Genomic DNA, 25,615 nt, shown 5'->3' with positions numbered 1-25,615 from the left:
CTCCCCGGCCCCCGCCCGCGCCGTCGGCCCACCCCAAGCCGACGGTCGGCTCCTGTCCGTCCTGGACAGGGCCGGAAGCCGTTTTCCAACGTTCCGAGAGGTTGTTCGTGTCGGCCAGCACATCCCGTACGCTCCCGCCGGAGATCGCCGAATCCGTCTCTGTCATGGCGCTCATCGAGCGGGGAAAGGCTGAGGGGCAGATCGCCGGCGATGACGTGCGTCGGGCCTTCGAAGCTGACCAGATTCCGGCCACTCAGTGGAAGAACGTACTGCGCAGCCTCAACCAGATCCTCGAGGAAGAGGGTGTGACGCTGATGGTCAGTGCCGCAGAGCCCAAGCGCACCCGAAAGAGCGTCGCAGCGAAGAGTCCCGCCAAGCGCACCGCCACCAAGACGGTCGCGGCGAAGACGGTGACCAGCAGGAAGGCCACCGCCCCCGCCACCCCGGCGGCGCCCGCCGGCGACCCCGCAGCCGAGGAAGAGGCGTCGGCCACGAAGGCGGCGGCCAAGAAGACGACCGCCAAGAAGGCGGCGACGAAGAAGACGACCGCCAAGAAGACGGCGGCCAAGAAGACCACCGCCAAGAAGGACGACGGCGAGCTTCTCGAGGACGAGGCCATCGAGGAGCCGAAGGCCGCGGCCGAGGAGCCCGAGGGCACCGAGAACGCGGGCTTCGTGCTGTCCGACGAGGACGAGGACGACGCTCCCGCCCAGCAGGTCGCCGCGGCCGGCGCCACCGCCGACCCGGTCAAGGACTACCTCAAGCAGATCGGCAAGGTCCCCCTGCTCAACGCCGAGCAGGAGGTCGAGCTCGCCAAGCGCATCGAGGCGGGCCTCTTCGCCGAGGACAAGCTGGCGAACTCCGACAAGCTCGCGCCCAAGCTCAAGCGTGAGCTGGAGATCATCGCCGAGGACGGCCGCCGCGCCAAGAACCACCTCCTGGAGGCCAACCTCCGCCTGGTGGTCTCCCTGGCCAAGCGCTACACCGGCCGCGGCATGCTCTTCCTGGACCTCATCCAGGAGGGCAACCTGGGTCTGATCCGCGCGGTCGAGAAGTTCGACTACACCAAGGGCTACAAGTTCTCCACGTACGCCACCTGGTGGATCCGTCAGGCGATCACCCGCGCGATGGCCGACCAGGCCCGCACCATCCGTATCCCGGTGCACATGGTCGAGGTCATCAACAAGCTCGCGCGCGTGCAGCGCCAGATGCTCCAGGACCTGGGCCGCGAGCCCACCCCGGAGGAGCTGGCTAAGGAACTCGACATGACCCCGGAGAAGGTCATCGAGGTCCAGAAGTACGGCCGCGAGCCCATCTCCCTGCACACCCCGCTGGGCGAGGACGGCGACAGCGAGTTCGGTGACCTCATCGAGGACTCCGAGGCCGTCGTCCCGGCCGACGCCGTCAGCTTCACGCTCCTCCAGGAGCAGCTGCACTCCGTCCTGGACACCCTGTCCGAGCGCGAGGCGGGTGTCGTCTCCATGCGGTTCGGTCTCACCGACGGTCAGCCGAAGACCCTCGACGAGATCGGCAAGGTGTACGGCGTCACGCGCGAGCGCATCCGCCAGATCGAGTCCAAGACGATGTCGAAGCTGCGTCACCCGTCGCGCTCCCAGGTGCTGCGCGACTACCTCGACTAGTAGCGGCCGTACGTCCCGCGAAGGCGGGCGTACGACCGGCAAGGCCCGGTTCCCCTGGTGGGGGACCGGGCCTTCGTGCTGACCAGCGGGTGCGAGGCGCGACGGGGTGGATCACCCTGGGTGTTCCCTGTTCACCCCTCCGTGAGGAGTCTGCATGCGTCGCCTCTTTGCCCGGGCGCTGGTCCGGCCGCTGGTCCTGGCGGCCGCGGCGACGGCGATACCGCTGGCGTCCGCCGCCCCCGTCTCCGCCTCGGCTCCCCCCGACAGCATCGTCGTCGGCGGTTTTCCGGTCGACGTGTCCGACAGTCCGTGGACCGTGGCCCTGTCCAGTCGTGACCGGTTCGGAGGTACACGGGCGGGGCAGTTCTGCGGCGGAGTCGCCGTCGGCCGGACCACCGTGCTCACGGCGGCCCACTGCCTCGGTGAGGAGGTCCTGGGATCCCCTCCCGAACAGGTGCGTGATCTGAAGGTCATCGCGGGCCGCACGGACCTGCTCTCGGACGAGGGAGAGGAGATCCCCGTGCGCGACGTCTGGGTCAACCCGGCGCACGACGACGTCAGCAACGCCGGCGACTTCGCCGTCCTCACCCTCTCGGAGGACCTTCCCGCCGGCTCGGTCATAGGAATGGCGGCCGAGGGGGACCCCGCCTACGGACCGGAGACCCAAGCGCTGGTCTACGGGTGGGGGGACACCTCGGGGGCGGGGGCCTACGCCAACGGTCTGCGGGCGTCACGCGTGCGCGTACTGCCCGACGCCCTCTGTGAACGGGCGTATCCGGGGGGTGGTGACGGAAGGTACCTGCCGAGCACCATGCTGTGCGCCGGAGTGGAAGCCGGCGGGCGCGACGCCTGCCAGGGGGACAGCGGAGGACCGCTGGTCGCCCAGGGGCGACTCATCGGGCTCGTGTCCTGGGGGAACGGCTGCGGGCGCCCCGGCAACCCCGGGGTGTACACACGGATCTCCGCCGTTCTGCGGGCACTGGGCTGGGACAGGGCCCCGCACCAGCGACAGGGCGCCTGACGCGCCCTGAGAGCTCACCGGACACGAGTACGGGCGGTCGCCTCCATGTCGGAGGCGACCGCCCGTTCACTCGGCTTGTGCCGGTTCGCTCGTCGTTGGGCGCGCAGCGTCAGCGGTCTTCCTCGGGGGAAGACTCGGGAACGGCCGTCAGCCGCTCCGTCTCGTCCTGTATCTCAGCGGCGATCTTCTTGAGTTCCGGCTCGAACTTGCGACCGTGGTGGGCGCAGAAGAGCAGTTCTCCGCCGCTCAGCAGGACGACGCGCAGGTATGCCTGGGCGCCGCAGCGGTCGCAGCGATCAGCGGCCGTCAGCGGGCTCGCGGAAGTCAGAACAGTAGTCACGTCGCCTCTTCTCTAGCTCGACGAGCTGTCGTACCAGGGTCAACATCCAACCAGCCCCAAAACGTTCCCGCTCGTGGCTTTTCCTCGAAAAAATTTCTTCCGAGTGGCCGGCTGTTGCCGGTTGGCGGCGAATGTGCCGTATTGCGTGTCTGTGTGTCGTACGGGTTCGCGCGGTCGGTCAGTGGGTCGGTCCCGCCGGCTGGGTTGCCGGTTTGTTCATGAGGACGTGCCCGGAGCCTAAATGGTTCATGCCTCGAAGGGAACGTGATGTGTACTTCACCCCATCGAGGGATCGAACAAGTATGCGACCGTGGACTAGGGTGAGTTTTCCGCGAGGGTGGCGTTACACCGGCTCTACCAGGCCTCTGTACCCTCTGACCGGTGAACCGAGCCGCGCCCTTACCCAGCGAGGCCCCATCTGAAATTCAGCGAGGAGCGAACCGCGTGACCGCCGATACGTCCGTGCCGTCCACTGCGCTGCTGGCAGGAGCAGACCGGGACGGATCCAACTACACCGCGCGGCACCTGCTCGTCCTCGAGGGGCTCGAGGCCGTGCGCAAGCGTCCGGGCATGTACATCGGGTCGACCGACAGCCGTGGCCTGATGCACTGCCTCTGGGAGATCATCGACAACTCCGTCGACGAGGCTCTCGGTGGTTACTGCGACCACATCGAGGTGATCCTCCACGACGACGCGTCGGTGGAGGTCCGGGACAACGGCCGGGGCATCCCGGTCGACGTCGAGCCCAAGACCGGCCTGTCCGGCGTCGAGGTCGTCATGACCAAGCTGCACGCCGGCGGCAAGTTCGGCGGAGGCTCGTACGCCGCCTCGGGCGGCCTGCACGGCGTCGGCGCGTCCGTGGTGAACGCCCTGTCCGCCCGCCTCGACATCGAGGTGGACCGCGACGGGAACACCCACGCCATCAGCTTCCGGCGCGGAGTCCCGGGCGCCTTCGCGGGCACGGGCCCGGACGCCAAGTTCGAGGCCAAGAGCGGACTGCGCAAGGCCAAGAAGATCCCCAAGAACCGCACCGGTACCCGCGTGCGGTACTGGGCCGACCGGCAGATCTTCCTCAAGGACGCCAAGCTCTCCCTGGACACGCTGCACCAGCGCGCCCGCCAGACCGCGTTCCTGGTGCCCGGACTGACCATCGTCGTCCGTGACGAGTTCGGCCTCGGCGACGGCGGCAGCAAGGGCGAGGAGTCCTTCCGTTTCGACGGCGGCATCAGCGAGTTCTGCGAGTTCCTGGCCAGCGACCGGCCCGTCTGCGACGTCCTCCGCTTCAGCGGGCAGGGCAGCTTCAAGGAGACCGTCCCGGTCCTCGACGAGTACGGGCAGATGACGCCCACCGAGGTCACCCGCGAGCTGGGCGTCGACGTCGCGATGCGCTGGGGCACCGGGTACGACACGACGCTCAGGTCGTTCGTCAACATCATCGCCACGCCCAAGGGCGGCACCCACGTCGCCGGCTTCGAGCAGGCGGTCGCCAAGACGATGAACGAGGTGCTGCGCGCCAAGAAGATGCTGCGCGTGGCCGAGGACGACATCGTCAAGGACGACGCCCTGGAGGGCCTGACGGCGGTCGTCACGGTCCGCCTCGCCGAGCCGCAGTTCGAGGGGCAGACCAAGGAGGTCCTCGGCACCTCGGCGGCCCGGCGCATCGTGAACAACGTGATCAGCAAGGAACTCAAGGCGTTCCTGACCTCGACCAAGCGCGACGCCGCCCAGCAGGCCCGTGTGGTCATGGAGAAGGCCGTCGCCGCGGCCCGCACCCGCATCGCCGCCCGCCAGCACAAGGACGCCCAGCGCCGAAAGACTGCGCTGGAGTCCTCCTCGCTGCCCGCGAAGCTCGCCGACTGCCGCAGCGACGACGTCGACCGCAGTGAGCTGTTCATCGTCGAGGGCGACTCCGCGCTGGGTACGGCCAAGCTCGCCCGGAACTCCGAGTTCCAGGCCCTGCTGCCGATCCGCGGCAAGATCCTCAACGTCCAGAAGTCGTCCGTGACGGACATGCTGAAGAACGCAGAGTGCGGCGCGATCATCCAGGTCATAGGAGCCGGGTCGGGCCGTACCTTCGACATCGACACGGCCCGTTACGGCAAGATCATCATGATGACCGACGCCGATGTGGACGGCTCCCACATCCGGACGCTGCTCCTGACCCTGTTCCACCGCTACATGCGGCCCATGGTCGAGGCCGGCCGGGTCTTCGCCGCGGTGCCGCCCCTGCACCGCATCGAGCTCACCCAGCCGAAGAAGGGCCAGGACAAGTACGTCTACACGTACTCGGACCGTGAGCTGCGCGACAAGCTCATGGAGTTCCAGACCAAGGGCATCCGGTACAAGGACTCCATCCAGCGGTACAAGGGCCTCGGCGAGATGGACGCCGACCAGCTGGCCGAGACCACCATGGACCCGCGCCGCCGTACCCTGCGCCGGATCAACCTCACCGATCTGGAATCCGCCGAGCAGGTCTTCGATCTGCTGATGGGCAACGACGTCGCTCCCCGCAAGGAGTTCATCTCTAACTCGGCGGCGACCCTGGACCGGTCGCGCATCGACGCCTAGCGGTAACCCCCGGCCCGGCCCCGGGACCCGTCTCCTGGACGGGTCCCGGGGCCGGGCCGTGAGCTGTTCCGTGGGCGGAGGCGCCGCCCGCAGAGGCCGCCCGGGAGTCTCTCCACCCGCGGGTGGAGGCCGGTGCCGATCGAGGCTCCACCCATGATCCACCCGAGCGCCGATCCCGTGATCTCGCGGTGTGCGTAGCGTCGAAGGCGTCGGTGGTGTCCGCCGCCGGCACCGTCCTTCTCCCGTTCACGGAGGCTGTGATGTCCGGGCTCCTCGACGCGCTGATGATCGTAGCTGTGGCCGGCCTGGTCGTCTCCCGCCAGTTCCGGGCGCACCGGATCGACACCGACCGGCGTTGGTGGGTCGCGCCCGTCGTCCTGGGCGTTATCGCCCTGCGGGAACCGGGCATGATCGACGCCGGCCACCGGCCGGCGTCGGTGCTGCTGCTCGCCGCGGAGCTGTTGATCGGTGTGGCCACCGGGGTCGGCTTGGCCTGGACCACCCGCATATGGACGGCGGCGGACGGTGCTGTGTGGAGCAGGGGAAGCCGGGCGAGCATCGCCGTGTGGACCGCCGGCATCGCGTTCCGTGCGGCCCTCTTCGCGGCCTGCGCGGCCCTGGGAGTGCGCCAGGACACCTCCGCCCTGCTCCTGGCCCTTGCGGCGACGCTTCTCGCCCGCTCCGGGACCCTTGCCCGGCGCGCCCAGGCACCGGGCCGGGCCGTGGTGACCGGTGCCGCCCACGGTGACGTCGTGCCCCGCCTCGCCCGGAAGGAGCCCGCGTGACGGAGAACGTCTGGACGCGGTGGCCGTCCAAGGAGGCACTCGGGCGCGAGGGGGTCTCCGGCCGCCGACGCCTGCTGACCTGGGCCGTCCGTCTGCTCGTGTTCGGCATGCTGCTGTGGGGCACGTTCACCCGGAGCCCTGTGCGCGGGTGGGGTGCGGTCGCGGCGGTGGCCGGAGCCCTGGTGACCGTCGGCGCGGCGTGGGCCTTCACCCGGACCACGCTCGGGCACCGCCTGTGGCCGTCCCTGGCGCTCGTGACGGCGATGCTGGGCGTGGCGGTCGTCTCCCAGGCCGCCGACCTCCGGATCCCCGCCCTGGTCATCTGGTGCGGCTGCGCCATCTCCGCGCTGGAACGGCTGCCCCTCGCGGCGGCGCTCCCCGTGACTGCGGTGGCCCTGGCCTCGTACGCGGCGTTCAACGACGACGGGTGGCTGTCCACAGCGGCCACGATGGCCGGGCTGGCGCTTGCCGGATACGTGCTGCGGCTGGACGCCGAGGCACGCGGGAACGCACAGCGGCTGCTGGCACAGGAGCGGGCGGCACGGGCGGCCGAGGCGGAGTCGGCGGCGCTAGCGGAACGGGCCCGCATCGCGCGGGAGATCCACGACGTGCTGGCACACAGCCTCTCGGCACAGCTGGTGCACCTGGAGGCGGCCAGGCTGCTGATCGAAAGAGGCGCGGACCGGCAGGAGATCCTCGAACGAGTGGTGGCGGCACGGGGGATGGCCCGCGACGGACTCTCGGAGACGAGGCAGGCGCTGTCCGCCCTGCGCGGGGACCTGACGCCGCTGGAGGACTTCCTGGCCCAGCTCGTCAGCACGGCCGACGGTGCCGAGGTCACCGTTGCAGGTGATCGCAGACCGCTGCCGGCCGAGGCGTCGCAGGCGGTGCGCAGGGTCGCCCAGGAGGCACTGACCAACGTCCGGAGGCACGCTCCCGGCGCCAGGGTCCGGGTGCGGCTGGAGTACAGCACCCGCGAAGTGACGCTGGACGTGAGGGACTCGGGAGGATCACCGGGCGATCCGAGCAGCGCCGGAGGTGGGTACGGTCTTCTGGGCATGCGGGAGCGTGCCGAGCTGCTGGGCGGCTCGCTGCGGGCAGGTCCGGGCGAGGAGGGGTTCGTGGTGACGTTGAAGGTGCCCGTATGACGGAGGAGGTCCGGGAGAAGCCGGCGCGGGTGCTGGTCGTGGACGACCAGACCGTCGTGCGGGAGGGGATCGTCATGCTCCTGGGACTGCTGCCCGGGGTCGAGGTCGTCGGCGCCGCGGGGGACGGCGAGGAGGCGGTGCGGCTCGTCGCCGAACTCGCACCGGACGTGGTGCTGATGGACCTGCGGATGCCCCGCTGCGACGGAGTCGAGGCGACCCGGAGGATCCGCGCCGAGCATCCCGGTACACAGGTCGTCGTCCTCACCACCTTCGCGGACGACGAGTCGCTCTTCCCCGCTCTGAAGGCGGGGGCGCGCGGCTATCTCACCAAGGACGCGGGCGGGGACGAGATCGTCCGGGCGGTGCACAGCGTGCTGTCGGGGGACGCCGGACTCTCGCCGGCCATTCAACGACGCCTGCTGGAGCGCCTGTCGGAGCCGGAGCCGCGGCAGGTTCCCCCGGCACAGGCGCCGGACGGACTCACTGCCCGGGAGACCGAGGTACTGGTCCTCATCGCCGAAGGGTTCAGCAACCAGGAGATCGCGCGGAGGCTGCACGTCTCCACGGCGACGGTGAAGACCCACATCAACAACCTGTTCGCCAAGGCGGGAATCAAGGACCGCGCCCAGGCGGTGCGTTACGCGTTCGGGAAGGGGATCGTGCGGCCACCAGCGGGGTGAGTCACCTGATGGGGTGAAGTGCGTGGGGAAGAAGAGTCGGGGATCTTCCCGTTCTGTCCATCCTTGGGCATGCAGTCAAGCAACGATCGCCCCCGCGATGCCGGGGACGGTCCCGACGTCGCGGTCGACCACCGCGAGGGCCGGGACCGGGCCTTTGCCGCGGCGTCCGCGAACCCGAGGTACGACGACCCTTGGTACGACGCCCTCGCCTCGGGGTGGGGCGAGTCGGAGGGCGCGGGAGTTCCCGTGGCGGCGGTGCCCCCGATGCGCCCTGCAGCAGCGGCGGGGCAGACTCCCCGGGACGCGGCCGACGTGTACCTGGAGGTGCAGCGCAGCGCGGCCTTCCAGGAGGTCCGCAGCCGGTACCGGAGGTTCGTGGGGCCGGCGGTCGTCGCCTTCTTCGTGTGGTACGTCGCCTACGTGGTGACCGCCACGGCGGCGCCCGGGCTGATGGCCCGTCCGGTGGCCGGAGCCGTGAACGTGGCGATGCTGGCGGGGCTCGGTCAGTTCCTCACGACGTTCCTGCTCACCTGGGCGTACGCCCGGCACGCTCGGCTGCGCAGGGACCGCGCCGCGCTCGAACTGCGCTGGGACACCCAGGAACTGACCCGTGGCGTCCGAGGCGGTACCTCATGACGGGCGACCACCAGACGCTCGCCCTGCTGCTGTTCAGCACGTTCGTCGCCGTCACCCTGGGGATCACGACGTGGGTGAGCCGTCAGCGGCAGGGGTCGGCGGAGGAGTTCTACGCGGGGGGCCGTCTCTTCTCCCCGATGGAAAATGGTTTTGCCATCGCGGGCGACTACATGTCCGCCGCTTCGTTCCTCGGTATCTCCGGCCTCATCGCGCTGTACGGGTACGACGGCATGCTGTACTCGGTGGGCTTTCTGGTCGCCTGGCTCGTCGTGCTCTTCCTGGTCGCCGAACTCGTGCGCAACTGCGGCCGGTTCACCCTCGCGGACGTCGTGGCCGCGCGCATGAGGGAGCGGCCGGTGCGGATCGCGGCGGGGACCTCCTCGGTCACCGTGTCCGTGCTGTACCTGGTGGCGCAGATGGTGGGCGCGGGCAGCCTGGTCGCGCTGCTGCTCGGGGGCACGGGCGACGCGGCGCGGACCTGGACCGTCATCGGCGTCGGCGCGCTCATGGTGATCTACGTGTCGTTGGGCGGGATGCGGGCCACCACCTGGATCCAGATCGTGAAGGCGGTTCTGCTGCTCGGCGGCACCGTGGCGCTGACCGCGCTCGTCCTGGTGCGCTTCCACGGCGACGTCGACCGGCTGCTGCGCACGGCGGCCGAGCGCAGCGGTCACGGCGAGGCGTTCCTGGCGCCCGGACTGGCGTACGGCGGTGACTGGACCTCCCGCCTCGACTTCATCAGCCTCGGACTCGCCCTGGTCCTGGGCACGGCGGGCCTGCCGCACATCCTGTCCCGCTTCTACACCGTGCCCACCGCCCGCGCGGCGCGGCGGTCGGTGGTCTGGTCGATCGGCCTCATCGGCGGCTTCTACCTGATGACGATCGTGCTCGGCTTCGGGGCCGCCGCCCTCGTCGGGCCGGACGCCGTACGCGCGTCGAACGCGGCGGGCAACACCGCGGTGCCGCTGCTGGCGCTCGACCTGGGCGGCGGCGCGGACTCCACCGGTGGCACGGTCCTGTTCGCGATCGTGGCCGCCGTCGCCTTCGCCACCATCCTCGCGGTGGTCGCCGGCATCACCCTGGCCTCCTCGGCCTCCGTGGCCCACGACCTGTACGCGTCCCTGCGGCGCCGTGACGCCCGGCCGCGCAGTGAGGTCGCCGTGGCGCGCGTCGCCGCCGTCGGCATCGGTGCCGTCGCGATCGCTCTCGGTCTGCTCGCCCGCGACCTCAACGTCGCCTTCCTGGTGGGGCTCGCCTTCGCCGTCGCCGCGTCCGCCAATCTGCCGGTGCTGCTCTACGCACTGTTCTGGAGCCGCTTCACCACTCGCGGCGCCGTGTGGGCGGTCTACGGCGGGCTGATCCCGGCCGTGGTGCTGGTGCTGCTGTCGCCGGTGGTGTCGGGCAGCCCGCAGTCGCTGTTCCCGGGCGCCGACTTCCAGTACTTCCCGCTGCAGAACCCCGGCCTCGTCTCGATCCCGCTGGGCTTCGTCGCGGGCTGGCTCGGCACGGTCACCTCGACGGAGACCCCCGACGAGGCCAGGCACGCCGAGACCGAAGTGCGGTCGCTGACCGGGGCGGGGGCCGTGTAGGCCGAGACGGCCACGTCCGCCGAGGGCCTGCCCGGCATCTCAGGCGCGGGTGGCCCACTCGTAACGGTGTTCCGGACGGCCCGCGTCGCCGTACTTGAGGGTCAGCCTGGCCCGTCCCGTGCGCTCCAGGAGCTTCAGATAGCGCTGGGCGGTCTGGCGGCTCACCCCGGTCCTCTCCGCGATCTCCTGGGCGGACAGCGGCCCGCCGGCGTTGATCAGGCACTGGCGCACCAGCTCGGCGGTGGTGGGGGAGTGGCCCTTGGGCAGCCCCGGCTCGGACGGTGCCGACAGGGCGCCGAAGATGCGGTCCACCTCCGCCTGCTCGGCCTCACCACCGCCGTCGAGGGTACGGCGCAGCTCCGCGTAGGCCTCCAGCTTGGCGCGCAGGCCCGCGAAGGCGAACGGCTTGACGAGGTACTGCAGGGCACCCTGGCGCATCGCCGCCTGGACGGTCGACACGTCCCGCGCCGCCGTCACCATGATCACGTCGGTCTGGTGGCCGCGGCGCCGCATCTCCCGGACGACCTCCAGACCGGTGCGGTCGGGCAGGTAGTGGTCCAGCAGGATCAGGTCCAGACGGGACAGGGACTCCACCCGTTGCAGCGCCTCCGCCGCGGTGTGCGCCTCGCCGGCCACGTGGAAGCCCGGCACCTTCTCGACGTAGGCGGCGTTGACCTGCGCGACCCGCGTGTCGTCGTCCACGACCAGGACCTCGATCATCGGGACTCCTCCTCGGCGACGGTGTTCACGGGGGCGGTCTTCACGGCGCCGGTGCTGTCGGGGCCGGGGCCGTCCGGACCGGTGGGGCGCACCGGGTCGGTGAGCGCGGGCTCCGGGTCGGTGAGCGCGGGCTCCGGGGCCGTGTCGGTCAGCGCCTCGGGCAGGACGACGACGAACTCCGCGCCCCCACCGTGCGCCGCGCGGACGGTGGCACTGCCCCCCTGCCGCTCCGCGAGCCTGCGCACCAGGGACAGCCCGATGCCGCGCCGCCGGTGCGCGGGAGGTTCCTTGGTGGACCATCCCTCCGCGAACACCAGCTCGCGGTGTTCCCGGGGTACGCCGGGCCCCGTGTCGCGCACGGTGAGCGTGACGGCACGGCCGTCCGCGCGCAGTTCGACCTCCACGCGCGCGTGCGGTGTGCCGGCCACGGCGTCCAGCGCGTTGTCGACCAGGTTGCCGACGACCGTGACGAGCCCCCTCGGGTCGACCAGGCGGTCCGGCAGCCGTGTCCGGTCCGATACCCACAGGGCGACCTGGCGTTCGGCCGCGACGGTCGCCTTGCCGACCAGCAGGGCGGCGAGCAGCGGGTCCCGGATCCGTTCGGTGATCTGCTCCGCGGTGGCCCGGTGGTCGCCGACCACCTCGCCGACGAACTCCACGGCGTCGTCGTACATCTCCAGTTCGAGCAGTCCCAGGAGCGTGTGCATGCGGTTGGCGTGCTCGTGGTCCTGTGCGCGCAGGGCGTCGATCAGACCGCGCGTCGAGTCCAGCTCCCGGCCGAGCTGCTCCAGCTCGGTGCGGTCGCGCAGGGTGGCGACGGCGCCGCCGTCGTCGGTGGGCATCCGGTTGGCGACCAGGACCCGCTGGCCGCGCACAGTCAGCAGGTCGGTGCCGGTCACCCGCCCGGCCAGGACATCGGCGGTACGGCCCGCGCCGAGCGCCTCGTCCGGAGAGCGGCCGACGGCCTCCGAGCCGATGCCCAGCAGGCGCTGTGCCTCGTCGTTGAGGAGCCGGACCCGGCCGCCGCGGTCCAGGGCGACGACGCCCTCCCGGATGCCGTGCAGCATGGCCTCGCGCTCGGCGAGCAGCCCCGCGATGTCCGAGAAGGCCAGGTCCCGGGTCTGCCGCTGGACGCGGCGCGCGATGAGCCAGGCGGCCAGCGCGCCGACGGCCAGGGCGCCTCCGGCGTAGGCGAGCAGCCCGGGGATGGCGTGGATCAGCCGGGCCCGGACGCTGTCGTACGCGATACCCACCGAGACCGCCCCGACGATGTCGCCGTCGCTGTCGCGCAGGGGGACCTTGCCGCGCGCGGACCGGCCCAGAGTGCCGTCGTCGATCTCCATGACCTCGCGGCCGGCCAGGGCCTGCCCGGGGTCGGTGGACACGACCGAGCCGATCCGCGCCGGATCGGTGTGCGACCAGCGCACTCCCTGCCGGTCCATCACGACGACGTACTCCGCCTTGGTCGCCTCGCGGATCCGCTCCGTCTCCCGCTGCACCGGGCCGCCCGGCGTCGGCGGGGTGTCGCGCAGGTCCCGGACGATCTGCGGCTGCTGCGCGGTGGTCTGCGCGATCGCGAGGGCCCGGCGCATCGCCTGGTCGTCCAGCTGATCACCGAGGGGTGCCAGGAACAGCCCGGTCGCGAGCACCGCGACTCCCGCGGCGATCGCCAGCTGCATCAGCAGCACCTGGGAGAACACCCGCCGCGGCAGGCCGAGGCGCAGGCGGCGAACGGGGGGAGTGGAGCTCATACCCATGACGGTACGTGGGGGCCGCGGCATGCCGAAGAGAGGTGTGGTGCGGATCTCGCACACGGGCCTCGCGAGGCTTCCCGGGTGAGCGCACGGCCGGACCCGTTCCGGTGTCCCGGCCCGCGGCCTCAGCTCGCCAGTGCCGTCACCGTCAGCTCACGTACCGCCGTGACCTCCATCCGGGCGGGCGAGCCGAGCACCGAGGTCCCACAGCTCTCCGGGCGGGCCGGCAGCGACGTGCCCTGCGCGACGGTGACCCGCCAGTGCCGCCCATCGGCGTGGGCCACGGTCACCTCCCAGCGCGGGGCGCAGCCGTCGGTGCGCACGACGCTCAGCACCTGCGCGGCGTCCTCGCCCAGCGCCGAGCGCACGGCCAGTTCGGCCGCCTGGCCGGGCCGGTCCCACGCGGAGTTCCCGCGGCAGTTGTCCACCACGATCCGGCCGTCCCGGACGCCGCACAGGATGTCCTGGACGTCGTCGGCCCGGACCCTGCCGTACGCGTATCCGTACGGCAGGACGAGCATCGTCGGTGAGAAGCGGTGTCCGCCGAGGTGGGTGACCTCCCAGACGCCCTCGAGCCCGGAGGCGGCGAGCTCGGCCGCCAGGGGACGGCCGAGCAGGGCGCAGCAGCGGTCGCGCCTTCCGTTGGTGCAGACGAGGACGAGCGGATCGCCGGTGTGGGGACCGCCCGTGAGCGCCGAGTCGAAGGAGCGGCCGTCGCCCCTGCCGAGCGCGGCGAAGTCGAGGTCGAGCAGCCGGCGGGGGTCCGTGAGGACGGCGCCGTGCACCCACGCGTTCCCCGGCGTGGTGTGGGCCGCGTACACCCGGCGGTCCGCCGGGGTGCGGCGGTCCGCGTGGCGGCCGGGGCGGCGGATCAGCGCGATGCGTACGCCGGTCCCCTTCGTGGCTGCCTCCAGGGCGCGGCCCAGGGCGGGATCCAGGTGGCTGGAAGTGAGCGCCTTCGCGCCCCAGGGGCCCGGCTGCTCCAGCAGCAGCCAGGTCCTCGCGACCGGTGCCGTCCCCGAAACGGGCTCGTCGAGGTCTCGGGAGACGGTTGAGCACGTACTCACAGAGGTGAGCCTAACCTGAGTTGGCTCGTGATGACTTCCAGCCGCGCTCGAGGCTACTCCGGCAAGGGCTGCGGCGGCCTCGGACCCGAGTACAGACCGCTGGGCCGCATGCGCAGCGGGCGTTCCCCGTACTCCTCCAGCGCGTGCGCGATCCAGCCCGCCGTGCGGGCCACCGCGAAGATGGTCTCGCCGGCGGTGGCGGCCATGCCGGACGAGGCGGTGAACACGGCGAGCGCCAGGTCGACGTTGGCGTGCAGGGGGGTGTGCCGGGCGGTGGTGGCCACCACGTCGCGGGCCGCGGCGAGGGCGGGCGCGGCGCCGGGGATGTCCTCCAGAAGGGCGAACAGGGCGCGCGCGCGTGGGTCCTCGCCGGGATAGAGCCGGTGACCCAGCCCCGGGATCCGGCGGCCGGCCCGCAGCTCCTCCGCGATCACCGGTGCCGCGCTGCCCTGGTCGAGCACCTCCAGCAGCATCCGGTGGGCGAGTCCGCCGGCCGCGCCGTGCAAGGGGCCCTCGATCACGCCGAGCCCGGCGGACACGGCCGCGTACGCGTGCGCCCGCGCCGACGCGGCGACCCGCACGGCGAGTGTGGAGGCGGCCAGGTCGTGGTCGACGAGCAGGGAGAGCGCGGTGTCGAGGACGTTCAGCGACGCCTCGTCGGCGGGGCGCCCGCTCAGCCGTGTCCACAGACGGTGGGCGAGCGGGCCCCGGTCGGCGCGCTCGTGGAACACGGGCGGCAGCGCGGCGACCATGGTCGGGATGAGGACGCGGGCGGTGCCCAGCACGGCGTCCTCGGACAGGTCGAAGCGCAGCGGGTCCGCGGCCGCGGCGGCGATGGCCGCGACGCGCAGCCGGTCGGTGGGGCCTGCATGTTCGGGCAGGGCGTCGACGGCCCGGCGGGCGACCGCCACCGAGGCCTCAGGCGCGGTGAACGACATGCCGGGGCGCAGCCGTCCCGTCCACAGCCACTCGGCGACCTCCTCGTAGCTGTGGCGCGTGGCGAGGTCCACCGCGTCGACGCCCCGGTAGTAGTACCGGTCCTTGTCGATGAGCGTGATGCGGGTGCGGACGGCCAGTTCCTGGCCGGAGGGCTGGGCCGTGCCGCTCTCGCGCCGGTTGCGGCGGGCGAGCGAGCGCACCTCCTCGGCGTCGAAGGTGCTGCCCCGGCCGCCGGTCGAGCGGCGGCTGCTGAGCTGACCGCGGCTGACGTACGCGTACACGGTCTCGGGTTTCACGCCCAGCAGCTCGGCGGCCTCCCGGGTGGTCAGGCGCCGCTCCGTGCCGGCGGAGGAGTGGCCGGGTTCTTGATCGCGCATGGGAGTCACCGTATCGATCCTCGGGGCCGGATCCAGCGAATGTGTTGATTCAATCAATATTGACAGACGGATAGTCAACTATAGACAGTTGTATTGAGTTCAGGGAGGTAAGCATGTCTGTCAACGTGCCGCGAGGACTCGCGGGAGTCGTGGTCACCGACACCGAGGTCGGTGACGTCAGGGGGCTCGAGGGCTTCTACCACTACCGTCAGTACTCGGCCGTCGAGCTGGCGCGGACGCGTGGCTTCGAGGACGTCTGGTACCTCCTGGTCAACGGCGAACTGCCGGACGCGCGCCGCGGTGCCGCCTTCGCCGCCGAGACCGCGGCGCTGAGGCGGCTGCCCGGCGAGGTGAGGACCGCGCTGCCCGCCATCGCGGCGGCCGGCGGACGCTCCGGCCCGCTGGCCGGGATGCGCACGGCGCTGTCACTGCTGGGCGCGGCCGAGGGATTCAGGCCGGTGTACGACCTGGACGCCGACCGGCGCCGCCAGGACACCCTCGTGGCCGCCGCGGCCGTACCGACGTTGCTCACCGCGCTGCACCGGCTCGGGCGGGGACTCGACCCCGTGGAGCCGCGCGAGGACCTGCCGTACGCGGCGAACTACCTGTACATGCTGACCGGCACGGAGCCGGACGAGCGGCGCACGCGGGCGGTCGAGCAGTACTTGATCTCCACCATTGATCACGGCTTCAACGCCTCGACGTTCACCGCGCGGGTCATCGCCTCGACGGGCGCGGACGTGGCGGCCTGCCTCGCCGGAGCGGTGGCGGCGCTGTCCGGGCCGCTGCACGGCGGGGCGCCGAGCCGGGCGCTGGACACCCTGGACGCGATCGGCACGCCCGACCGCATCGACCCCTGGATCCGTGAGCGGGTGCTCGCCGGCGACCGCATCATGGGCTTCGGCCACGCGGTCTACCGCACGGAGGACCCCCGCTCCCGGCTGCTCCGCGAGGTGGCGCAGGGATTCGGCGGCCCGCGCGTGGAGTTCGCGGTCGAGGTGGAGCGGCAGGTGGAGGCGATCCTCGCGGAACTGAAGCCCGGACGGGAACTGCACACGAACGTCGAGTTCTACGCGGGCGTGGTCATGGAGCTGTGCGGTCTGCCGCGCGAGATGTTCACCCCGACGTTCGCGGCGGCGCGGGTGGTGGGATGGAGCGCGAACATCCTGGAACAGGCGGGGGACTCGAAGATCATCCGGCCGGCGGCGCGGTATGTGGGGCCGCAGGCACCGGTCGGCGTGCCCGCGGTGGCCTGAGAGACGCGAGTGGCCTGGTGCCGTTCGGGCGCCAGGCCTGGTCGGGGAGCGTCGAGCAAGGACGGGGTGCCGGGCTGCTCGCCGGGTGGGGGTGTCCGGCGCGGGTGACGGTGGGTGCGGCCGGAGACGTGGGCGGCGACGTCAGGCGTCGGGGATGTCCGCCTTGGCGCGGATCAGCGTTTCCCGGCTCACGACGACGATGCGTTCGTAGTCGGCGCGGGCGGCGTCGGCGGGCAGCTCGCGCTCCAGCGCCTCGGTGGCCTCGGTGCCGATGACGGCGAAGTTGCCGTCGCTCAGTTCGAACACGTCGGGGCAGTTGGCGCCTGACGCACTGCCGCGGGCACTTGGAGGCACACCGATACGGCGCACGATTTTCAAGGGGTACCGGTCCTTACGAGATCTGGGCACACAGGTCGGCAGTACGTTACTGGCGGCGCGGGGACACATGCGGATACACGCCGAAAGCCGCTCCGCTAACCGGTGGGAGGCGTGCCGACCACCCACCACTCGTCCGTGTCGGCTTCGTCGAGTTCCCTGATGAGACCGTCGACGAGGTGGCTCATCCGTGCTTCGTCGGACGACTGCTCGAGAGTCGCCCTCATGTCCCTCGAAGCCTCCCAGTACTCGCGGAAGATCTGGTTCTGGAGGAACTCCCGGATGTGCCCGTACAACTCCTCGCGGCCGATCAGCCCCGCCCGGTAGATGTGGAAGAGGTTCACGTACCAGGCGTTGGCATAGAAGAACTGGCGTCGCCTCGCGGCCGGGATGCTCTTGTCGTACGTGTCGATGACCTCGGCCAGGGAAGGGTCGTCGATCGCCCTGATGAGCAGTTCCCAGTGCATGCGCTGCTGATGAGCCAGCGACCGGCGCCGGATCGCCAGTTCCTCCAGTTCCAGCTGTCGCTCCTGCAGACGCGTCGTCTCCAGCCACCGCCGGCGCGCGGCCAGCGTCAGCCCTGCCGTGGCGACCAGCAGACCGGCTGTTGTGGAGCCGAACCTCCCCCTGACGTTCTTCCGTGTGACCATGTCAACCCCCGAATCAGGCGACCGCCCGCCGGTCGTCGAGTGCGGGTCGGCTGACGGGGACCGGCGAGCGATGGGCGGCGCTTGCCGCCTCCAGAGTGCCGAGCGGCGCTGATCGGCGGGGAGGCGGAGAGGAGGCGCGCGGAGGGAGGCGAGGGTCGCACAGTCCGGCGCCATGTCCAACGTCTGCCCCGCAAGTGCTGCTAACAATCGTTCACTCCGGGGCTACCTCACCTGCTCGTATCCTGAGCAGGCAGTTCCGTTCCCGCGGGTACAGGGCCGCGGGCCGGCGTACGCCTAGGTGAGAGAGAGGACGCATGGTGGGGCAGCGCCCGACTTCCCGGCAGATCCCGGTCGTCGTACTCGCCGGATTTCTCGGCTCCGGGAAAACGACCCTGCTCAATCACCTCCTGCACCGCAGCGGAGGCAGCCGGATCGGTGCCCTCGTCAATGACTTCGGCTCCATCGAGATCGACGCCATGGCCGTGGCCGGCGCCCTCGGCGACTCCACCGTCTCGCTCGGCAACGGGTGCCTGTGCTGTGCCGTCGACGCGAGTGAACTCGACGGGTACCTGGAGCGGCTGGCCCGGCCCGAGGCCGGCATCGACGTCATCGTCATCGAGGCCAGCGGTCTCGCCGAGCCGCAGGAGCTGGTGCGCATGCTGCTCGCCAGCGAACAGCGGGAGATCGTGTACGGCGGCCTCGTCGAGGTCGTCGACGCCGCCGAGTTCGACGCCACGCGCGCCAAGCACCCGGAGATCGACCGGCACCTGGCGCTGGCCGACCTGGTGGTGGTCAACAAGACCGACCGGACCCCGGACGCCGAGCGGGTCCTCGCCCTCGTCCGCTCCCTCGCCGACCGCGCTGCCGTGCTCCCCGCGGCCTACGGGCGCATCGACCCCGAGTTTCTCTTCGACTGCCGGCCCACCGAGGAGCGCATCGGGCAGCTGTCCTTCGACGACCTGCACGACCACTCCCCGGGCGACGCGCACCCGGACCATCTGCACACCGCCTACGACAGCGTGTCCTTCGTCTCCGACGTGCCCCTCGACCCGCGCCGGCTGATGCGCTTCCTGGACAGCCGGCCCGAGGGCCTGTACCGGATCAAGGGCTACGTCGACTTCGGACCGTACGACAGGCGCAACCGGTACGCCGTCCACGCCGTCGGGCGGTTCCTGCGCTTCTATCCGGAGCCCTGGCCACCGGCCGGCAAGCGCCTCACCCAGCTCGTCCTGATCGGCGCGGGCATCGACGCGTCCGCGCTCGGCAAGGAACTCGACGCGTGCCGCAGCGAGGCCCCGCACGCCGACGAGCACGGCATGTGGGGCGTCCTGCGCTACGTACCGGATCCCGAGGACGGTGATCCGGCCGAACCGGGCGGTGAGGAACCACCGCCCGCCTCCTAGGCGGGGCCCGCCACGACCCCCACCGTCTTCGGCAGCGACACGCCCGAGCCGTCGCGGCGCGGATCGATGTCCGGGAGCTGGGCCGGTGTGCCGTTCTTCTGCGAGGCCCGCGCCGGGGTCGGGCCCGCCCAGGCGAGGGCCAGGCAGTCCTCGCCCTTCAGGAACCGCTGGCAGCGCACGCCACCCGTGGCGCGACCCTTGCGCGGGTACTGGTCGAACGGGGTCAGCTTGGCCGTGGTCTGGACGGAGTCGTCCAGCGTGCCGCGCGAACCCGCGACCGTGAAGACGACCGCGTCCGCCGCCGGGTCCACCGCCGTGAACGAGATGACCTTCGCGCCCTCGGTGAGCTTGATGCCCGCCACACCGCCCGCCGGCCGGCCCTGGGGACGCACCTGCGAGGCCTGGTAACGCAGCAGCTGCGCGTCGTCCGTGATGAAGACCAGGTCCTCGTCGCCGGTGCGCAGTTCGGCGGCGCCGACGATCCGGTCACCGTCCTTGAGCGTGATGACCTCCAACTCGTCCTTGTTGGACGGGTAGTCGGGCACCACCCGCTTGACGACGCCCTGCTCCGTGCCGAGGGCCAGACCCGGCGAGGACTCGTCCAGCGTGGTCAGGCAGACGACCGTCTCGTCGTCCTCCAGGGACACGAACTCGGCAAGCGGTGCGCCGCCCGACAGGTTCGGCGTCGGCAGCGGTTCCGGGAGCTGGGGCAGGTCGACCACGTTCACTCGCAGTAGCCGGCCGCCGGACGTCACCACGCCGATCTCGCCGCGGGCCGTGGCCGGCACCGACGACACGATCAGGTCGTGCTTGACGCGCTTGGCACCGGCCTCCGTGACGAGGGGCTCGTCGTTCGCGGTGCGGGCCAGCAGGCCCGTCGAGGACAGCAGCACCCGGCACGGGTCGTCCGCCACCTGGAGCGGAACGGCGGACACCGGGGTGCCGGCCGACTCCAGCAGAAGCGTGCGCCGGTCGGTGCCGAACTTCTTCGCCACCGCCGCCAGTTCGGCCGAGACCAGCTTGCGCAGCTCCGCGTCCGAGTCGAGGATCCGCGTCAGCTCCTCGATCTCCGCGTTGAGCCGGTCCTTCTCCGCCTCGAGCTCGATGCGGTCGTACTTGGTCAGCCGGCGCAGCGGCGTGTCCAGGATGTACTGGGTCTGGACGTCGCTCAGCGAGAAGCGGTCCATCAGTCGCTGCTTGGCCTGCGCGGAGTTGTCGCTGGAGCGGATGAGGCGGATGACCTCGTCGATGTCGACCAGGGCGGTGAGCAGGCCCTCCACCAGGTGGAGACGGTCGCGGCGCTTGGTGCGCCGGAACTCACTGCGCCGCCGAACGACGTTGAAGCGGTGGTCGAGGTAGACCTCCAGCAGCTCCTTGAGGCCCAGCGTGAGGGGCTGGCCGTCGACCAGGGCGACGTTGTTGATGCCGAAGGACTCCTCCATCGGGGTCAGCTTGTAGAGCTGCTCCAGGACGGCCTCGGGCACGAAGCCGTTCTTGATCTCGATGACCAGACGCAGTCCGTGCTCGCGGTCGGTGAGGTCCTTGACGTCCGCGATGCCCTGGAGCTTCTTCGCGCCGACCAGGTCCTTGATCTTCGCGATGACCTTCTCGGGGCCCACCGCGAAGGGCAGCTCGGTGACGACCAGGCCCTTGCGCCGGGCCGTCACGGTCTCCACGGACACCGTCGCGCGGATCTTGAACGTGCCGCGGCCCGTCTCGTAGGCGTCCCGGATGCCGGGCAGACCGACGATCCGGCCGCCGGTGGGCAGGTCGGGGCCCGGCACGTGCTTCATCAGGGCTTCGAGGTCGGCGTTCGGGTGCCGGATCAGGTGCCGGGCCGCCGCGATCACCTCGCGCAGGTTGTGCGGCGGCATGTTCGTGGCCATGCCGACCGCGATGCCGGAGGCGCCGTTGACCAGCAGGTTCGGGAAGGCGGCGGGCAGGGCCACCGGCTCCTGCTCCTGGCCGTCGTAGTTGGGGCCGAAGTCGACGGTGTCCTCGTCGATCGACTCCGTCATCAGGCTGGTGGCCTCGGCCATCCGGCACTCGGTGTACCGCATGGCGGCCGGCGGGTCGTCGTTGCCCAGCGAGCCGAAGTTGCCGTGGCCGTCCACCAGGGGCACGCGCATGGAGAAGGGCTGGGCCATGCGCACCAGGGCGTCGTAGATCGACGCGTCGCCGTGCGGGTGCAGCTTGCCCATGACCTCGCCGACGACGCGGGCGCACTTCACGTAGCCGCGCTCGGGCCGCAGGCCCATCTCGTTCATCTGGTACACGATGCGGCGGTGCACCGGCTTGAGGCCGTCGCGGGCGTCCGGCAGCGCACGGGAGTAGATGACCGAGTACGCGTACTCGAGGAAGGAGCCCTGCATCTCGTCGACGACGTCGATGTCGAGGATCTTCTCCTCGTACGAGTCGTCGGGCGGCGGGGTCTTCGTACTACGGCGGGCCATCGCTGCCGGCTCCTTGCTGAAGCGTGAACGGTGATCTGACGCGGTCCATTGTGGACCGCGGCACTGACAGCGACCGACCAGGACCCGTCACGGGCTGCCCGGCCCGGCGCTGCCCGCAGGGTACGCCCTCGCCCCGCGCCCTCGTCCCCGGCGGCCCGCCAAGCCGATCTCGCTCTCGGCGTACGAGGCCCGGGAACTCCACCGGCGGCCCGCACGCTTGCATACAGTGGCAGGACCGGCGGAATTCCGCAGTTCCGCCCAATGACTCCACCGAGATTTCGCGATCGAAGGGACGTACATGCCCATGGGTCACACGGCCACAGCCCAGGCAGGCTCCGGCGGCCTGACAGCGACCGAGCACCGCCTGGCCAACGGCCTGCGCGTGGTGCTCTCCGAGGATCACCTGACCCCGGTCGCGGCGGTGTGCCTCTGGTACGACGTCGGCTCGCGCCACGAAGTCAAGGGGCGTACCGGCCTGGCTCACCTTTTCGAGCACCTGATGTTCCAGGGCTCCGCCCAGGTCAAGGGCAACGGGCACTTCGAGCTGGTGCAGGGAGCCGGCGGCTCGCTCAACGGCACCACCAGCTTCGAGCGCACCAACTACTTCGAGACGATGCCCGCCCACCAGCTGGAGCTCGCCCTCTGGCTGGAGGCCGACCGCATGGGCTCCCTGCTCGCCGCCCTGGACGACGAGTCGATGGAGAACCAGCGGGACGTCGTCAAGAACGAGCGCCGCCAGCGCTACGACAACGTGCCCTACGGCACCGCGTTCGAGAAGCTGACCGCCCTCGCGTACCCGGAGGGCCATCCCTACCACCACACGCCGATCGGTTCGATGGCGGACCTGGACGCGGCGACGCTGGAGGACGCGCGCGCGTTCTTCCGCACCTACTACGCGCCGAACAACGCGGTGCTGTCCGTCGTCGGCGACATCGACCCCGAGCAGACGCTCGCCTGGATCGAGAAGTACTTCGGCTCCATCGCCTCGCACGACGGCAAGCCCGCCCCCCGGGACGGCTCGCTGCCCGACGTCATGGGCGAGCAGCTGCGAGAGATCGTCGAGGAGGAGGTCCCGGCCCGCGCCCTCATGGCGGCCTACCGCCTGCCGGAGGACGGCACGCGCGCGTGCGACGCGGCCGACCTGGCCCTCACCGTGCTGGGCGGCGGCGAGTCGTCCCGCCTGTACAACCGGCTCGTACGGCGTGACCGCACGGCCGTGGCCGCCGGCTTCGGCCTGCTGCGGCTCGCCGGTGCGCCCTCCCTGGGCTGGCTGGACGTGAAGACGTCCGGCGACGTCGAGGTGCCCGTCATCGAGACCGCCATCGACGAGGAGCTCGCCCGGTTCGCCGAGGAGGGCCCCACGGCCGAGGAGATGGAGCGCGCCCAGGCCCAGTTGGAGCGCGAGTGGCTCGACCGGCTCGGCACGGTCGCCGGCCGCGCCGACGAACTGTGCCGGTACGCCGTCCTGTTCGGCGACCCGCAGCTCGCGCTCACCGCCGTGCAGCGGGTGCTCGAGGTGACGGCCGAGGAGGTCCAGGAGGTCGCCAAGGCCCGCCTGCGCCCCGACAACCGCGCGGTGCTCGTCTACGAGCCCACCGCCCCCGCCGACGAGAACGACGCCACCGACGAGAACGAGGAGGCGGCCAAGTGACCGAGCTCGCCACCATGGAATTCCACTCCCAGCCGCAGGCCGGCGAGCCCAAGCCGTGGGCGTTCCCGGCCCCCGAGCGCGGCAGCCTCGACAACGGCCTCACCGTGCTGCGCTGCCACCGCCCCGGGCAGCAGGTCGTCGCCGTCGAGGTGTCGCTGAACGCTCCGCTGGACGCCGAGCCCGCCGGCCTGGACGGTGTCGCCACGATCATGGCGCGCGCGTTCTCCGAGGGCACCGACAAGCACTCCGCGGAGGAGTTCGCCGCCGAGCTGGAGCGCTGCGGCGCCACCCTCGACGCGCACGCGGACCACCCCGGCGTCCGGCTGAGCCTGGAGGTGCCGGTCTCGCGGCTCGCCAAGGCCCTCGGCCTGGTCTCCGACGCGCTCAGGGCGCCCGCGTTCGCCGACAGCGAGGTCGAGCGGCTGGTGCGCAACCGGCTCGACGAGATCCCGCACGAGCTGGCCAACCCGTCCCGCCGGGCCGCCAAGGAGCTCTCCAAGGAGCTGTTCCCGGCCGACTCGCGGATGTCGCGCCCGCGCCAGGGCACCGAGGAGACGGTCGCGGCCATCGACGCGGCGGCCGTCCGCGCCTTCTACGAGAAGCACGTCCGCCCCGCCACGGCCACCGCCGTGATCGTCGGCGACCTCACCGGCGTCGACGTCGACGCGCTGCTCGGCGACACCCTCGGCGCGTGGACCGGCTCCGCCGCCGAGCCGCGCCCCGTGCCGCCGGTGACCGCCGACGACACCGGACGGGTCGTCATCGTGGACCGTCCCGGCGCCGTCCAGACGCAGCTGCTGATCGGCCGCACCGGAGCCGACCGGCACGACCGCGTGTGGCCCGCGCAGGTCCTCGGCACGTACTGCCTCGGCGGCACCCTCACCTCGCGCCTGGACCGCGTCCTGCGCGAGGAGAAGGGCTACACCTACGGCGTCCGGGCGTTCGGGCAGGTCCTGCGTTCCGCGCCCGACGGCACGGGCGCCGCGCTGCTCGCCATCAGCGGTTCGGTCGACACGCCCAACACCGGCCCGGCGCTGCAGGACCTGTGGACGGTGCTGCGCACGCTCGCCGAGGGCGGACTCACCGACGCCGAGCGCGACGTCGCCGTGCAGAACCTGGTGGGCGTGGCGCCGCTGAAGTACGAGACGGCCGCGGCCGTCGCGAGCACGCTGGCCGACCAGGTCGAGCAGCACCTGCCCGACGACTACCAGGCCACGCTGTACCGTCAACTGGCCGCCACCGGCACCGTGGAGGCCACGGCGGCCGTCGTCAACGCCTTCCCGGTGGACCGTCTGGTGACGGTCCTCGTCGGCGACGCGGCGCAGATCAAGGAGCCCGTCGAGGCCCTCGGCATCGGCGAAGTCACGGTCGTGGCCGCCGAGTAGCGGCACGCGCGTGCGACGGCCCTGGTGACCGGAGTGTCACCAGGGCCGTCGTATGTCCGAATTGAGGGAGAGGCTGCCTGTCTGCCCTGTGGCGTGCGCTACAAAAAGCCAGTTGCGTTTGAGGATTGAAGACAGCCGCGTTTAGCGTCATCCGGGCTGTTCGTCAGGCAGTGCGCCGCACCCGCGGCACCGGACAGTCATCGCCGAGTCCCCGTACGGCGCGAGCCAGGGGAGCCGGGGACCCATCGCAGTCCCTGGGGTGAATCGGACGCCCGCGCTCCGGCGAGGGGGTCCGTAGGAGACCTTCCTGCTCCGAACCCGTCAGCTAACCCGGTAGGCGAGAGGGAAGGAAAGGACCAGCCTCTACATGGCGTTCACGCGCGCCACCGGGAAGCACCGCCGCCCCAGCCGCATGCACCGCACCACCGCACGCGCGGCGGGCGTCGCGGCCCTCGCCACCACCGGCGTCGTCGGCACCCTCGCGGCCCCGGCCCTCGCCGCCGAGCCCGAGGTCGAGCAGAGCGGACTCACCCCGGTCGTCACCATCGGCGACTCCATCGCCCACGAGATCGACGCCCAGGCCACCGCACAGAAGCAGGCCGCCCTGGACGCCGCCGCCCGCGAGGCGGCGATGGAGGCCGCGCGCGAGCGGGCCGCCGAGGCCGCCAAGGAGGCCCGCGAGGCCAAGGAGCGCGCCGCGCGCGAGGCGGAGCGCAAGCGCCTGAACACCTTCGTCGCGCCGATCACCGGCTCCTACGTGTCCACGGCCTACCAGGCCGGCAGCTCCCTGTGGTCGTCCGGCAGCCACACCGGCATCGACTTCCACGCCTCCACCGGCACCTCGGTGCACGCGGTCGGCGTCGGCACCGTCGTCGAGGCCGGCTGGGGCGGCGCGTACGGCAACCAGGTCGTGATCAGGATGCACGACGGCACGTACACCCAGTACGGACACCTGTCGTCCATCGGCGTCTCGGTCGGCCAGTCGGTCGATGCGGGCCAGCAGATCGGCATCTCCGGCGCCACCGGCAACGTCACCGGCCCGCACCTGCACTTCGAGGCCCGCACGAGCCCCGAGTACGGCTCGGACATGGACCCCGTCGCCTACCTCCGCTCCCACGGCGTGAACGTCTGACGACGGACGGTACGGCACCCCGAAGGCCCCGGCTCCCGAGCCGGGG

Annotated in this window: 21 protein-coding genes and 1 riboswitch; of the genes, 13 read left to right on the top strand and 8 right to left on the bottom strand. The window is 71.5% G+C overall.

Annotation, left to right across the window (positions count from 1 at the left end; genetic code table 11):
- Positions 1 to 107: 107 nt before the first annotated feature.
- Complete coding sequence (locus ACIRG6_RS28225) at positions 108 to 1,640, top strand: RNA polymerase sigma factor (RefSeq protein ID WP_364824670.1); 1,533 nt, start codon at positions 108 to 110, stop codon at positions 1,638 to 1,640.
- Between the two features lie 154 nt (positions 1,641 to 1,794).
- The gene (locus ACIRG6_RS28220) at positions 1,795 to 2,661 is read left to right on the top strand and encodes a S1 family peptidase (protein WP_403324946.1); all 867 of its coding nucleotides are present in this window, start codon (positions 1,795 to 1,797) and stop codon (positions 2,659 to 2,661) included.
- Between the two features lie 109 nt (positions 2,662 to 2,770).
- Here the strand turns inward: ACIRG6_RS28220 and ACIRG6_RS28215 are convergent, their stop codons facing one another.
- Complete coding sequence (locus ACIRG6_RS28215; RefSeq protein WP_189231826.1) at positions 2,771 to 3,001, bottom strand: DUF7455 domain-containing protein; 231 nt, start codon at positions 2,999 to 3,001, stop codon at positions 2,771 to 2,773.
- Between the two features lie 444 nt (positions 3,002 to 3,445).
- Here ACIRG6_RS28215 and ACIRG6_RS28210 point away from each other — a divergent pair, with 444 nt between their 5' ends.
- From ACIRG6_RS28210 to ACIRG6_RS28185, 6 genes are all read left to right on the top strand, one after another.
- Positions 3,446 to 5,569: a DNA gyrase/topoisomerase IV subunit B gene (locus ACIRG6_RS28210; protein WP_318214745.1), complete on the top strand. Its 2,124-nt coding sequence runs from the start codon at positions 3,446 to 3,448 to the stop codon at positions 5,567 to 5,569.
- Between the two features lie 260 nt (positions 5,570 to 5,829).
- Positions 5,830 to 6,354, top strand: coding sequence for a DUF1453 domain-containing protein (locus tag ACIRG6_RS28205; RefSeq protein WP_365022155.1), 525 nt, complete (start codon positions 5,830 to 5,832; stop codon positions 6,352 to 6,354).
- Positions 6,351 to 7,502 carry a sensor histidine kinase gene (locus tag ACIRG6_RS28200; protein ID WP_403324945.1) on the top strand — a complete coding sequence of 384 codons (1,152 nt, stop codon included), beginning with the start codon at positions 6,351 to 6,353 and terminating at the stop codon, positions 7,500 to 7,502. The genes ACIRG6_RS28205 and ACIRG6_RS28200 overlap by 4 nt, the downstream gene beginning before the upstream one ends.
- A complete protein-coding gene (locus tag ACIRG6_RS28195; protein ID WP_403324944.1) occupies positions 7,499 to 8,182 on the top strand; it encodes a response regulator transcription factor in 684 nt (227 codons plus the stop codon). Before ACIRG6_RS28200 ends, ACIRG6_RS28195 begins: the two co-directional genes overlap by 4 nt.
- Positions 8,183 to 8,251: 69 nt before the next feature.
- The gene (locus tag ACIRG6_RS28190) at positions 8,252 to 8,818 is read left to right on the top strand and encodes a DUF485 domain-containing protein (RefSeq protein WP_350716089.1); all 567 of its coding nucleotides are present in this window, start codon (positions 8,252 to 8,254) and stop codon (positions 8,816 to 8,818) included.
- Positions 8,815 to 10,407 carry a solute symporter family protein gene (locus tag ACIRG6_RS28185; RefSeq protein WP_403324943.1) on the top strand — a complete coding sequence of 531 codons (1,593 nt, stop codon included), beginning with the start codon at positions 8,815 to 8,817 and terminating at the stop codon, positions 10,405 to 10,407. Before ACIRG6_RS28190 ends, ACIRG6_RS28185 begins: the two co-directional genes overlap by 4 nt.
- A gap of 39 nt (positions 10,408 to 10,446) precedes the next feature.
- Here ACIRG6_RS28185 and ACIRG6_RS28180 read toward each other — a convergent pair whose 3' ends face one another.
- The 4 genes from ACIRG6_RS28180 to ACIRG6_RS28165 form a co-directional block, all read right to left on the bottom strand.
- Positions 10,447 to 11,127 carry a response regulator gene (locus tag ACIRG6_RS28180; protein ID WP_364824679.1) on the bottom strand — a complete coding sequence of 227 codons (681 nt, stop codon included), beginning with the start codon at positions 11,125 to 11,127 and terminating at the stop codon, positions 10,447 to 10,449.
- Positions 11,124 to 12,878, bottom strand: a complete 1,755-nt coding sequence (locus ACIRG6_RS28175; RefSeq protein WP_403324942.1) for a sensor histidine kinase — start codon at positions 12,876 to 12,878, stop codon at positions 11,124 to 11,126. The genes ACIRG6_RS28180 and ACIRG6_RS28175 overlap by 4 nt, the downstream gene beginning before the upstream one ends.
- Before the next feature lie 128 nt (positions 12,879 to 13,006).
- Entirely contained in the window at positions 13,007 to 13,948 is a 942-nt protein-coding gene (locus ACIRG6_RS28170; RefSeq protein WP_403324941.1) for a sucrase ferredoxin, read from the bottom strand.
- A 53-nt stretch (positions 13,949 to 14,001) separates the two neighbouring features.
- Entirely contained in the window at positions 14,002 to 15,264 is a 1,263-nt protein-coding gene (locus tag ACIRG6_RS28165; protein WP_403324940.1) for a citrate synthase, read from the bottom strand.
- 113 nt (positions 15,265 to 15,377) lie between these two features.
- On the opposite strand from ACIRG6_RS28165, the gene ACIRG6_RS28160 reads away from it, so the two are divergent.
- Positions 15,378 to 16,520 (top strand): citrate synthase/methylcitrate synthase, encoded by a 1,143-nt coding sequence (locus tag ACIRG6_RS28160; RefSeq protein WP_403324939.1) that lies wholly within the window; start codon positions 15,378 to 15,380, stop codon positions 16,518 to 16,520.
- Between the two features lie 141 nt (positions 16,521 to 16,661).
- Here ACIRG6_RS28160 and ACIRG6_RS28155 read toward each other — a convergent pair whose 3' ends face one another.
- Together ACIRG6_RS28155 and ACIRG6_RS28150 are read right to left on the bottom strand one after the other, a co-directional pair.
- On the bottom strand, positions 16,662 to 16,898 hold the full coding sequence (locus ACIRG6_RS28155; protein WP_029393384.1) for a hypothetical protein: 237 nt from the start codon (positions 16,896 to 16,898) through the stop codon (positions 16,662 to 16,664).
- Between the two features lie 95 nt (positions 16,899 to 16,993).
- Positions 16,994 to 17,545 (bottom strand): DUF6082 family protein, encoded by a 552-nt coding sequence (locus ACIRG6_RS28150; protein WP_364677532.1) that lies wholly within the window; start codon positions 17,543 to 17,545, stop codon positions 16,994 to 16,996.
- A 317-nt stretch (positions 17,546 to 17,862) separates the two neighbouring features.
- Here ACIRG6_RS28150 and ACIRG6_RS28145 point away from each other — a divergent pair, with 317 nt between their 5' ends.
- On the top strand, positions 17,863 to 18,948 hold the full coding sequence (locus ACIRG6_RS28145) for a CobW family GTP-binding protein (protein ID WP_403324973.1): 1,086 nt from the start codon (positions 17,863 to 17,865) through the stop codon (positions 18,946 to 18,948).
- Here ACIRG6_RS28145 and ACIRG6_RS28140 read toward each other — a convergent pair.
- Positions 18,945 to 21,401, bottom strand: a complete 2,457-nt coding sequence (locus ACIRG6_RS28140) for a DNA gyrase/topoisomerase IV subunit A (protein WP_364677535.1) — start codon at positions 21,399 to 21,401, stop codon at positions 18,945 to 18,947. The genes ACIRG6_RS28145 and ACIRG6_RS28140 overlap by 4 nt on opposite strands.
- Positions 21,402 to 21,699: 298 nt before the next feature.
- Here ACIRG6_RS28140 and ACIRG6_RS28135 point away from each other — a divergent pair, with 298 nt between their 5' ends.
- The 3 genes from ACIRG6_RS28135 to ACIRG6_RS28125 all read left to right on the top strand — a co-directional run bounded on the left by ACIRG6_RS28135 (position 21,700) and on the right by ACIRG6_RS28125 (position 25,569).
- Positions 21,700 to 23,052 (top strand): M16 family metallopeptidase, encoded by a 1,353-nt coding sequence (locus ACIRG6_RS28135; protein ID WP_189231837.1) that lies wholly within the window; start codon positions 21,700 to 21,702, stop codon positions 23,050 to 23,052.
- Complete coding sequence (locus ACIRG6_RS28130; protein ID WP_318214760.1) at positions 23,049 to 24,437, top strand: M16 family metallopeptidase; 1,389 nt, start codon at positions 23,049 to 23,051, stop codon at positions 24,435 to 24,437. Before ACIRG6_RS28135 ends, ACIRG6_RS28130 begins: the two co-directional genes overlap by 4 nt.
- A gap of 191 nt (positions 24,438 to 24,628) precedes the next feature.
- Positions 24,629 to 24,792: riboswitch (cyclic di-AMP (ydaO/yuaA leader) on the top strand.
- Between the two features lie 12 nt (positions 24,793 to 24,804).
- Positions 24,805 to 25,569 carry a M23 family metallopeptidase gene (locus ACIRG6_RS28125; RefSeq protein ID WP_318214761.1) on the top strand — a complete coding sequence of 255 codons (765 nt, stop codon included), beginning with the start codon at positions 24,805 to 24,807 and terminating at the stop codon, positions 25,567 to 25,569.
- Positions 25,570 to 25,615: the final 46 nt, after the last annotated feature.

It is taken from the genome of Streptomyces flaveolus (assembly GCF_044765825.1).
In the GTDB taxonomy this organism is placed as follows: Bacteria; Actinomycetota; Actinomycetes; order Streptomycetales; family Streptomycetaceae; genus Streptomyces; species Streptomyces flaveolus.
This window is presented reverse-complemented; position numbering and strand designations above follow the sequence as displayed.